This is a genomic window from uncultured Deefgea sp. (genome assembly GCF_947072475.1).
Lineage (GTDB): Bacteria > Pseudomonadota > Gammaproteobacteria > Burkholderiales > Chitinibacteraceae > Deefgea.
In genome coordinates, this window is sequence record NZ_CAMTIA010000074.1 from 1 (window position 1) to 11189 (window position 11189).

7 protein-coding genes are annotated in these 11189 nt (G+C 51.4%); 5 read left to right on the plus strand and 2 right to left on the minus strand.

Annotated features, from left to right (window positions below):
- Positions 1 to 904: 904 nt before the first annotated feature.
- Both Q0V82_RS15315 and Q0V82_RS15320 read right to left on the minus strand, forming a co-directional pair.
- The gene (locus Q0V82_RS15315) at positions 905 to 1540 is read right to left on the minus strand and encodes a hypothetical protein (RefSeq protein WP_297577113.1); all 636 of its coding nucleotides are present in this window, start codon (positions 1538 to 1540) and stop codon (positions 905 to 907) included.
- Positions 1541 to 1645: 105 nt separating this feature from the next.
- The gene (locus Q0V82_RS15320) at positions 1646 to 2176 is read right to left on the minus strand and encodes a gamma carbonic anhydrase family protein (RefSeq protein WP_374758555.1); all 531 of its coding nucleotides are present in this window, start codon (positions 2174 to 2176) and stop codon (positions 1646 to 1648) included.
- A 351-nt stretch (positions 2177 to 2527) separates the two neighbouring features.
- Between Q0V82_RS15320 and Q0V82_RS15325 the strand changes: the two genes are divergently transcribed.
- The 5 genes from Q0V82_RS15325 to Q0V82_RS15345 all read left to right on the plus strand — a co-directional run.
- Positions 2528 to 4573, plus strand: coding sequence for a M3 family metallopeptidase (locus Q0V82_RS15325; protein WP_297577117.1), 2046 nt, complete (start codon positions 2528 to 2530; stop codon positions 4571 to 4573).
- A gap of 715 nt (positions 4574 to 5288) precedes the next feature.
- The gene (locus Q0V82_RS15330) at positions 5289 to 5558 is read left to right on the plus strand and encodes a hypothetical protein (protein ID WP_297577119.1); all 270 of its coding nucleotides are present in this window, start codon (positions 5289 to 5291) and stop codon (positions 5556 to 5558) included.
- 103 nt (positions 5559 to 5661) lie between these two features.
- Entirely contained in the window at positions 5662 to 6933 is a 1272-nt protein-coding gene (locus Q0V82_RS15335) for a TolC family protein (protein WP_297577121.1), read from the plus strand.
- Positions 6930 to 8402 carry an efflux RND transporter periplasmic adaptor subunit gene (locus tag Q0V82_RS15340; protein ID WP_297577123.1) on the plus strand — a complete coding sequence of 491 codons (1473 nt, stop codon included), beginning with the start codon at positions 6930 to 6932 and terminating at the stop codon, positions 8400 to 8402. Before Q0V82_RS15335 ends, Q0V82_RS15340 begins: the two co-directional genes overlap by 4 nt.
- Positions 8402 to 11189: efflux RND transporter permease subunit (locus Q0V82_RS15345; protein ID WP_297577124.1), on the plus strand; the 2788-nt coding region annotated here is incomplete at its 3' end. The genes Q0V82_RS15340 and Q0V82_RS15345, both read left to right, overlap by 1 nt.

An 11189-nucleotide genomic window follows, 5' to 3' on the forward strand; every position in this document is an offset into this window, starting at 1 on the left:
ACGAAGTAACGGAGATAAAAAATGCCGTTCACTTGGCTTAAGTGAACGGCATTACGCAATGATCTGGCGTTTTTTTAATTTCACAACGTAGAACGCCAACGAGCACCGCGAATTGCGCCGTATGCGGTGCGCTTAGACGGAATCTCAAGCCCCAGACCAACGATCAAGATGATAGTTAGATGTATTGCCTTGAAGATAATAAAAATAAAATGCTACAGAGCAATACCCCGTAGGGTGTGAAAATCCCACAGGGATTTGCGCACCAAAACCGCGATTCAAATTAACCGTGGTTTGAATTAACGCGCAGCCCGGATGCGCAAATAAAACCTTGCGCACCCTACGGCGAGCAGCGTAGCTCCGATAGAGCAAAGCGAAATCGGAGGAATGGGTACATACGTACGATTACGCTTCGCTAATCGTACCTACAGTGCTTCGATTAAGCAGCGATGTAATAAACGCCGCGTCCGCGTGCGCAAATCAAAGATTTGCACACCCTACGGCGAGCCCAGCACCAGCACGAAACCAAGCACATCCATGGTGGAATCATGATTTTCTATCCCCTGTATCCAGCCGAGTGAGGAACAAGCGGGACGGGGTTTTTGCGCTCATTGTTTGAGGCCGCAGGCCGAGTTTTGAGCGCAACCGCCTCGATTGTCCGCAGCGAGGGCACCGACGCAGTCGGCGCAGATACCGGGGGCTGCTTTGGGGTGAAGGGGGGTTTGCAGAAGCAAATCCCCCTTCCTGCCAGCGCGGCGGAACGCGCACCAAAAAACACGCGGCGCAGCCGCATAAAACAAACCGCCAGAATAAATCGGCGGTTTGTTTTTAATTTAACGTTTTTCATGCGGAGCAATACGATTAGCTTATTGTCGCCCACGAGATCACTCCTCAGTAAGCGATCGATTTAAAATCCAACAATAAACGAAGGAATTGAAAAAGGCTGATAACCCCTCAGCGTGCAAAGAATTAATACAAACCAAATCAATGCAAGACCAATAGAAACATAAATTGGAACTCGACTCACAGAATATCTTTTCATAATTAGTCGGTTGGTAAAACTATGGCCATGTGAGTTCAGTCGTTCTCGAACATACTTTTCATAGATTGATGTATCGTCATGAAAAAGATGAAGTGCTATTTCACGTTCACATTTCTCAAGGCTTTTCAATAACCGATTTTCAACCTCAAAAAGAGCCTGCTCCCAATACTCCTGCCAAAATTTTGCCCCAGCAGCCATTTGCACTTGGAATACAGAAACTAACATACCAGCAAAACAAACCATGAAACTCACGACGGGCTTTGCATGTGAAGATTGAATGAGCCCAGCTAGTAAGACCCCTTGAAAGATCATAAAGAAATTATTTCTCTGCACCAACATAGCGATTTCAAAGTTTCGTGTTTCAAGCGTTACTTTGAAGAGTGCTTTTAATGCAGAAATATCTGGATGCTCTTCATTTGAATCAGACTGATTATTAACAACAACACCAACATAAGTAGCACTACCCGATGCTTCTTTACCATCATTTTCTAAATCAGCCACTATTTTCTCCAAAGTAATTCTTGGTAGCTTATAAAACCAGCCGTAAGTTAATGTATTGCTCTTAAGGCTTTAAAAATAAATGCCTACAAAGCAATACATAGAACATCACCCCACATACTTCCCCATCAACCGCACATAATGCGCTGCCGAATAGGCAAAATGCTTAATTTCATCTTCGGATAATGCCCGCACTTCTTTCACTGGCCGGCCCATATATAAATAACCCGAGCGTAATACTTTATTCGGCGGCACTAAGGATCCGGCGCCGATCATCACGTGGTCTTCGATGATGGCGCGGTCGAGCACGATGGTGCCCATGCCGATCAGGCATTCATTGCCGATGGTGCAGCCGTGCAGCATCACGCCGTGGCCGATGGTGACGCGCTCGCCGATCACCAGCGGCGCGCCAAGCGGATCATCTGGGCGTTTGTGGGTGGTGTGCAGTACGCTGTTGTCTTGCACATTGCTGTCTTTGCCAACGTGGATATGGTTCACATCGCCGCGCAGTACGGCGCCCGGCCAGATCGAGACGTTGTCACCGAGTTTCACTTCGCCAATCACACTGGCTTGCGCGTGCACCCATGCACCGGCGCCGATTTCAGGGTGGATACCGTCAAATTGTTCAATCGACATTATTACTCCTTGAATTAAGGCGACTCACGCCCATTTAATAATGATCAAACTTGCGATCTGCAAGCACATTTAAAACCCACCACAGAGACACAGAGACACAGAGGAAAAACGTAAGCTGCAGGTTTAGCGCCTGGGGGAAAATAACTTTCCGAAATAAAACTCGTCATCCCCGAGTGTTTTTATCGGGGATCCAGCTGCGCAGCTGGATTCCCGCCTTCGCGGGAATGACGAGTTTGGGATTTATTTTGCACCAAACGCCCCACCCTTAAATTGGTTTTCTCCGTGTCTTTGTGCCTCTGTGGTAAAAAGCTTTTTACAAACTTTCAACTCAAGCCATTCTACCCGAGACCGACCATGACCCAAGCTAATCCCCTTCTCGATTTTGCCGATTTACCGCGCTATAGCGAAGTCAAACCTGAACACGTGAATCCGGCGTTGGATATTTTGCTCGCAACGGCGGCGGAGGCGATTGCCCAAGCCGAGCAAATTAGCGATGCCAGTTGGGATAGTTTGAGTGTTTTAGAGGCGCCGCTGGAAAACCTAGGCCGCGCTTGGGGCGTGGTGGCGCATTTGGAATCGGTAGTCAATTCACCCGAATTGCGCGAAGTGTATAACGCCAATATTCCACGGATTTCAAACTTTTTTACCGAAATCGGCCAAAACGAAAAACTATTCGCTTTATATAAAGCGGTAAAAGAGCGCGAATACGACGGCTTGAATCCAACGCGCAAAACGGTAATTGATGATGCGATTCGCGGCTTTGTGTTGTCGGGCGCGGAATTGCCAACTGCGCAAAAAGATCGCTTTAAAGATATCGAAGAAAAACTCTCTGAGTTGACGACTAAATTCTCGCAAAACGTACTCGATGCCACCGATGATTTTGCGCTGTATGTCACTGCGGAAGAACTCGCGGGTTTGCCAGCCGATAACCTATCGGCTGCGGCGGCTGCAGCCAAGGCGGATGAAAAAGACGGCTACAAAATCACGCTAAAAATGCCTTCGTATATGCCGGTAATGCAATACGTGCAAAATCGTGAATTACGTGAGCAACTCTATAAAGCGTATTCCACCCGCGCTTCGGAATTTGGCAAAGCCGAGTGGGATAACGGCAAGTTAATCCCAGAAATCTTGGCGCTACGCCAAGAAGCGGCGACATTATTGGGCTTTAAGAATTTTGGCGAAGAATCACTCGTTACCAAAATGGCCGATAGCCCACAGCAAGTCATCGACTTTTTGAGCGATTTGGCGCAACGCGCCAAGCCATTTATGCTGGCTGATCGCGCCGAGCTCGAAAGCTTTGCCAAGTCTGAATTTGGCATTGAAAAGCTGCAAGCTTGGGATGTGGCCTTGGTATCTGAGCGCCTACGCGAAGAAAAATACTCGTTTAGCGAGCAAGAAGTAAAACAATACTTCACCGAGCCAACAGTGCTGACTGGCTTATTTAAATTGATTTCTGAGTTGTATGGCCTGCAGTTCGTTGCTAGCCAAGCCCCTGTGTGGCATACCGATGTACGGTATTTTGATCTCAAAAACAACGACGGTAGTTTGGTCGGTGGCCTGTATATGGATTTGCATGCCCGCGAAGGCAAGCAAGGCGGCGCGTGGATGAATGATGTACGCGGCCGTAAATTGCAGGCCGACGGTACCGTGCAAACGCCAGTGGCGCTGATTGTGTGTAATTTCGCCAGCGGCGTGGATGGCAAAGACGCGATGTTGCCGCACGATGATGTGATTACCTTGTTCCACGAAATGGGCCATGCGCTGCATCATTTGCTAACTGAAGTCGATGAATTGGAAGTATCGGGCATTAGCGGCGTGGAATGGGATGCGGTGGAATTACCAAGCCAGTTTATGGAAAACTTCTGCTGGGAATGGCAGGTATTGCCGGCGCTGACGCATCACACAGATACGGGCGAAGCGATACCTCGTCCACTGTTTGATAAAATGTTGGCGGCGAAAAACTTCCACAGCGGCTCTGGTTTGCAACGCCAATTGTATTTCTCGATTTTTGATATGGCTTTGCACCAAAAATCGGAAGCCGTTTCTGCCGGTGATTTAAGCGCCTTTGCGCAAGCCGTGCAGCAAGAATTGGCGCTGCCTTTGCCGCCGGAATACAACCGCTTCCCGCAAGCATTTAGCCATATTTTTGCTGGCGGTTATGCCGCAGGGTATTACAGCTATAAATGGGCCGAAGTGTTAAGCGCCGATGCCTACGCGGCATTTGAAGAAGCCGCAGCTCAAACCAGCAGCAGCGTGGTCAACGCCGAAGTCGGCGCACGTTTCCGTAAAGAAATTTTAGCCGTCGGCGGCTCACGCCCAGCAGCCGAATCGTTCGCCGCCTTCCGTGGCCGCGCACCAGCGATTGACGCGCTGCTACGCCACAATGGTTTGACTGAATAAATCGATCAAGCGGCCTCGCGCTTGCTGCTGCGAGGTGGCCTGATACTCGGAGGAAAGATGATGCAAACAAAAAAAGCGAAACTGAGGTTTCGCTTTTTTGTTGGGTATTGCGCTATAAGCATTACTATAAAAGAGCTACAGAGCAACACCAAATCCTTAAGGCTTTTTTTGTTTAAGTGCCTGCGGCACATTATTTTACAGTCGCAGTCCGCGACGGGGACTCACTTTTCTTGCTTCGCCAAGAAAAGTAAGCAAAAGAAGGCGACCCGAGCGCGCCCAGCTCCGCTGTACTCTCGATCGATCGTGAGCCAAACGATAAAACTGTTTGTCTCTCTCCTCACTCGGTGCGCTTAGACGGGATTTTTAAGCCCCAGCTCGACGAGCGCGGCACAGCATCAACACCAAATCTTAACATTACCTTTTTTAAGACATGTCCAGATTACATATTGAAGTACCACGCCTATCAGACATAAAACATCTTCCCCCCGCGCCGAATGCCGCAAAAACCCGAGTTAAATCGTTTGACGCGACCATCGATGCAATGCAATGAATTTGATGCGCATCATAAAACCAGAGCTTATTCAAATAGCATGGGCATGACTCACCTATACTGCCGATTATGCGTGGCATTCTCTATCTTCTTTTCTTTATCTCCATTGCGTTTCAAGGCTGGGCCAATGCTCGGCCGCAAGATTCGCACTGCATGATGAAAACGATGAGTTCGCCCGTTCAAGCGCAGCAAATGCAGCATATGCAAGACTGCGATGAAGCAATGCCCGCATGTTGCGATGAGCAAGCCGCGGCGAAAACATCCCCATCGAGCTGTCAACACAATGTCGACTGCCAATCGAGCCAATTTGGCGTACTCGATTTAGCACTGGCCAAGCCGCAGCTCTTTTTTACTGCAATCTACACCCCTACACTGCACGCCGTTCCGGCGTCGTTTGATCCATCCAATGTTTGGCGTCCGCCACAGCACAGCTAATTCCATCTAAATAAGGTCCTCTTGCTCGCTGATATTCCTATCGGGCATGAGGGTTTGTGCTCGCTGCTTGATTGCAGCCAGCAAATTGATTTGGAGTTAGACCATGAGACATTTCTCGTGCCAGCACCTTGCAAGCAAAATGTGCTTAGCAGGTCTGATCAGCTGCATCCCTGTTAGCGCTATTGCCGTAACCTTTGAATCCGCCCAACAACTGGCGCTTGCCAATGCGCCGCAACTTCGCGCCAGCCATGCGCAAATCACTGCGGCGCAGCAATTGGCGATTCCAGCCGGCGAATTGCCCGACCCAAAAATCAAACTAGCGATTGATAATCTACCCGTCTCGGGCCCCGATCGGTTTAACCCCAGCTTTAATGGCATGACAATGCAAACTGTCGCGCTGATGCAGGAGTTTCCCAATCGCGATAAACGCAATGCCCGTGTTCAAGCGGCCAATGCGCGCATCGCCATTAGCGAAATGGACAATAAAATCACCCAGCAAAATGTGGCGCGAGACACCGCCCAAGCTTGGATTGCGCAATACAGCGTTGAGCAACAGCTGAGTTTGATTGATTCTCTCGAAGCCGAAAACCAACTTTTTAGCCAAGTGATTCAAGCGCAATTGGCGTCTGGCAAAGGCAGCATTAGCGACACAATTTTGCCCAAACAAGAGCGAGCCCGGCTCGGCGAAATGCGCGATGAACTCAGCGCACGCCGCGCACAAGCCATGGCGCAACTCAAACGTTGGGTGGGTGCCGCCGCAGATGAAGGCGTAAGCGGACTGATGCCAACGTTTCAGATTGATGCGCCAGCTTTGCAAAATCACCTCGCCAATCGCCCGGAGCTGGCCGCGTTTGACCCCAAAGGCAATGTGCTCAACGCCGAAATTGCTGAAGCGCGCGCCGGCAAAACGCCCGATTGGGGCGTTGAGCTCAAATATCAGCGCAATCCGCATGATGACGACTCAGTGATGTTGGAATTTTCCTTTGATTTACCGATTTTTTCGGGCCAACGACAAGACCCAATGATTGCCGCCAAAGTGGCAGAAAAAACCGCGCTCGACGCCGAACGCGAAGCGTCACTGCGAGAGCGCAGCGCTGAATTAGCCAACGACATCGCCGATTTACAGCGCTTGCAACAAGCCAATCAACGCTATCAAAGCACGCTGATTCCCTTGGCAGCAGAAAAAATCAGCCTGACTTTAAGCGCGTGGAAAAGTGGCAAAGCCGCACTGAGTGAAGTGATTACTGCGCGGCGTGATCGGCTCGACACCCAGCTCAAAGCCATCGCGGTAAAGGGCGAGCTGCAGCAACTGCAAGCGCGTTTGCACTTTACCTACACCAATCGCATCGCCAATGCGGCAGGAGCAGCACAATGAATACCAAAAAAACCATCATCGCCCTCGCCATCGGCGCGGCCTTGCTCGGCCTTGGGGTCGTTGGCGGCAGAATGAGCGCCTCGTCCCATCAGATCGAGCCCGTATCAGCCCAGCCAGAAAAAAAAGTACTGTATTGGTACGACCCAATGAAGCCCGATATGCAGTTTGATAAACCGGGTAAATCGCCATTTATGGATATGGATTTGGTGCCTAAATACGCTGGCGACAGTAGCGACACCGCTGGCGTAAAAATCGACGCGCAAACGCTACAAAACACCGGCATGCGCGCCGCCGTGGTTGAGCGCGTATCGGTTGCTCAGCACATCGATACCAGCGGGATACTGGCGTTTAATGAGCGCGACATCGCCATTGAGCAAGCGCGCAGCGCGGGGTTTGTTGAACGCGTTTGGCCCTTGGCGCCGGGCGATATTATTGCCATTGGCCAACCACTGGCCGAAGTGCTCATGCCCGAATGGACTGCCGCACAGCATGAGTTTCTGGCCATTCGCAGCAGCAATGACGCCAGCTTAATCAGTGCCGCTCGCGAGCGTTTGCGCTTAACCGGCATGCCCGCGAGTTTGATTGCGAACGTTGAAAAAACCGGCAAAATCAGCGCCCGCCAAACGCTACGCAGCAGCCAAGCTGGTGTGATTCAAGAGCTCGCAGTCCGCAGCGGCATGACGCTGGCAGCAGGGCAAACACTGGCCACGATCAACGGCATTAGCTCGGTGTGGTTGGATGTTGCCGTTCCCGAAGCGCAATCGACTTGGGTTCAAGTCGGCGGACAAGCCGACATTGCCTTGGCCGCTTTTCCCGGCGTAGCACTCACCGGCAAAATCACCGCGATTTTGCCGAGCTTAAATGACGCCAGCCGCAGCATCAAAGTGCGCGTTGAGCTAGCCAATCGGGATGGCCGTTTACGCCCCGGCATGTCGGCGCAAGTCAAACTTGCCGCTCATTCAGCCGACTCAGCGCTGGTGGTGCCAACAGAAGCCGTGATTCGCACTGGTAAACGCGCGCTGGTGATGCGGCTTAATGCGGACAATCACTTTGAGCCAGTTGAAGTCATCCTCGGTGCTGAAGTCGGTGACAAAACCATCATCGCTAGCGGCTTAACTGAAGGGCAAAAAATCGTTGCTAGCGGGCAATTCTTGATTGAATCCGAAGCCAATTTAGCTGGCATCAAAACCAAGCTAATCAGCGAGCCAGCCGCGACCAGCACGCCTGCCGCCGTTATCGATGAAGCTAACGCCAGCATTAAAGCCATGGATGACACGCAAGTCACGCTGGCGCACGAGGCATTCAAAATCATCGGCATGTCGGCCATGACGATGCCGTATCCGGTGAGCAACCCCGAGGTACTCAAAGGTTTTAAAGTCGGCGACAAAGTGCGCGCCACAGTGCAGCAAACCGATGATGGCTTGGCGCTTAAACGTCTACAGATCATCCCCAAATCAGGAGGCCACTGATGATTGCTCACCTTATACGTTGGTCGGTTGCGAACCGATTTTTAGTGCTACTGGCGATGGCCTTTCTGACTGCTTGGGGCGTTTGGGCGGTGAAAACCACGCCGATTGACGCCCTGCCCGATTTATCCGATGTGCAAGTGATTATCCGCACCAGTTATCCGGGGCAAGCGCCGCAGATTGTCGAAAACCAAGTCACCTATCCGCTGACCACCACCATGCTATCGGTGCCCGGCGTCAAAACCGTGCGCGGTTTTTCTTTCTTTGGCGATAGTTTTGTTTATGTGCTGTTTGACGACAGCACTGATTTGTACTGGGCGCGCTCGCGCGTTTTGGAATATCTCAATCAAATCCAAAGCCGCTTACCCGCGTCAGCCAAATCATCCTTAGGCCCCGATGCCACCGGTGTCGGCTGGATTTATCAATATTCATTGGTGGATAAAACCGGCCAACATGATCTGTCGCAACTGCGCGCTTTACAAGATTGGTATCTAAAGTTCGAGCTTAAAACGCTACCCAATGTGGCCGAAGTGTCCACTGTCGGTGGCATGGTCAAGCAATATCAAATCGTGCTGGATCCGGTGAAGTTAATCAACTTTGGCATTAGCCAAAACGAAGTGCGTGAAGCGGTGGAAAAAGCCAATCAAGAAACCGGCGGCGGGGTTTTAGAAGCCGGTGAAACCGAATTGATGGTACGTACCGACGGCTACCTTAAGTCCATCAACGACTTCAAGGCTATACCCATCAAACTGGCGAATAATGTGCCAGTTTTACTGGGCGACGTGGCCCATATCCAGCTTGGCCCTGAGATGCGTCGCGGGATTAGCGAGCTCGATGGCGAAGGTGAAGTGGTCGGTGGCGTGGTGCTTTTGCGCTCAGGTAAAAACGCCCGCGATACCCTCACGGCAGTGCATAACAAGCTAGAGCAACTTAAACCCAGCCTGCCCGCTGGCGTTGAAATCGTCACCACCTATGATCGCAGTCATTTAATTGATAGCGCCATTGAAAACCTCAGCTTTAAATTACTCGAGGAATTTCTAGTGGTGGCGCTGGTTTGCGTGATTTTTCTTGGGCATTTTCGCTCCAGCATGGTGGCGATTGTCTCCTTGCCGATCGGCGTGCTGATCGCGTTTTTGGTGATGCGCTATCAAGGGGTGAACGCCAATATCATGTCGCTCGGGGGGATCGCGATTGCCGTTGGCGCGATGGTCGATGCTGCGGTGGTGATGATTGAAAACGCGCATAAAAAAGTCGAAGCTTGGCAACACGCCCATCCGGGCGAGGAGCTAAAAGGCGATGCGCATTGGCAAGTGATGACCGATGCGGCGGTTGAAGTCGGCCCCGCGCTGTTTTTCTCTTTGCTGATTATCACGTTGTCGTTTATTCCGGTGTTTACGCTCGAAGCGCAAGAAGGCCGATTATTCTCACCACTGGCGTTTACCAAAACCTACGCCATGGCCGCCGCTGCCGCGCTATCGGTGACGCTGATTCCGATTTTGATGGGCTATTGGATCCGCGGCAAACTACCTGAAGAGAATAAAAATCCGCTCAATCGCTGGCTAATTCGGATTTATCGCCCACTGCTCGATGCTGTTTTGGCCAAACCCAAAACCACGCTCGTGGTGTCGGTACTGGTCTTTTTGACTGCGCTGTGGCCGATTCAGCATTTGGGTGGCGAGTTTTTACCGCCGCTCGATGAAGGTGATTTGCTGTATATGCCATCGGCCTTGCCGGGACTATCGGCGCAAAAAGCCAGCGAGTTGTTGCAGCAAACCAACCGGATGATTAAAACCGTCCCCGAGGTGGCGCATGTTTCGGGCAAAGCCGGTCGCGCGGAAACGGCCACCGATCCAGCACCGCTAGAAATGTTTGAAACGACGATTCAGTTCAAGCCGCGCGATCAATGGCGAGCCGGCATGACGCCGAAAAAACTGATTGAAGAGCTCGACAATGCGGTGAAAGTACCGGGCATGGCCAATATCTGGGTGCCACCGATTCGTAACCGCATCGACATGCTGGCCACGGGGATTAAAAGCCCGATTGGCGTCAAAATTGCCGGCAGCAATCTGGATGATTTAGACCAAATCGCGCTACAAATTGAAGCCATCGCCAAAACCGTACCGGGCGTGAGCTCAGCGCTGGCCGAGCGGCTCACCGGTGGGCGCTATGTCGATGTCAAAATTGATCGCGCGGCAGCGGCACGCTATGGGCTCAATATCAGCGATGTGCAGGCGGTGGTTGCCAGCGCCATTGGCGGCGACAATATCGGTGAAACCGTTGAAGGTTTGGCGCGTTTTCCGATCAATATGCGCTATCCGCGTGAATGGCGCGATACCGTCGACAAAGTCACTAGCTTGCCAATGTTAACCCCGCAAGGCGCGCAAATTACGCTGGGCATGGTGGCAAAAGTGTTGGTGACCGACGGCCCGCCAATGCTCAAAAGCGAAAATGCTCGCCCGACCGGCTGGGTATATGTCGATGTACGAGATCGTGATTTGGCATCCGTAGCGCAAGATTTACGCCGCGCCGTCAGCGAGCAAGTCAAACTCGAGCCCGGGATTAGTATTAGTTATTCAGGGCAGTTTGAGTTTTTGGAACGCGCCAATGAACGGCTCAAACTGGTTGTTCCTGCGACGTTGCTCATCATCTTTGTACTGCTTTATCTCACCTTTAAACGCTTTGATGAAGCCTTGCTGATTATGGCAACGCTGCCCTTGGCACTCACCGGCGGCGTGTGGTTCCTGTATTTAATGGGCTACAACCTATCGATTGCCACGGGGGTGGGGTTTA

Coding starts and splice junctions, on each gene's coding strand:
- Q0V82_RS15325 (WP_297577117.1), top strand. CDS start 2,528: ATGACCCAAGCTAATCCCCTTCTCGATTTTGCCGATTTACCGCGCTAT.
- Q0V82_RS15330 (WP_297577119.1), top strand. CDS start 5,289: ATGAGTTCGCCCGTTCAAGCGCAGCAAATGCAGCATATGCAAGACTGC.
- Q0V82_RS15335 (WP_297577121.1), top strand. CDS start 5,662: ATGAGACATTTCTCGTGCCAGCACCTTGCAAGCAAAATGTGCTTAGCA.
- Q0V82_RS15340 (WP_297577123.1), top strand. CDS start 6,930: ATGAATACCAAAAAAACCATCATCGCCCTCGCCATCGGCGCGGCCTTG.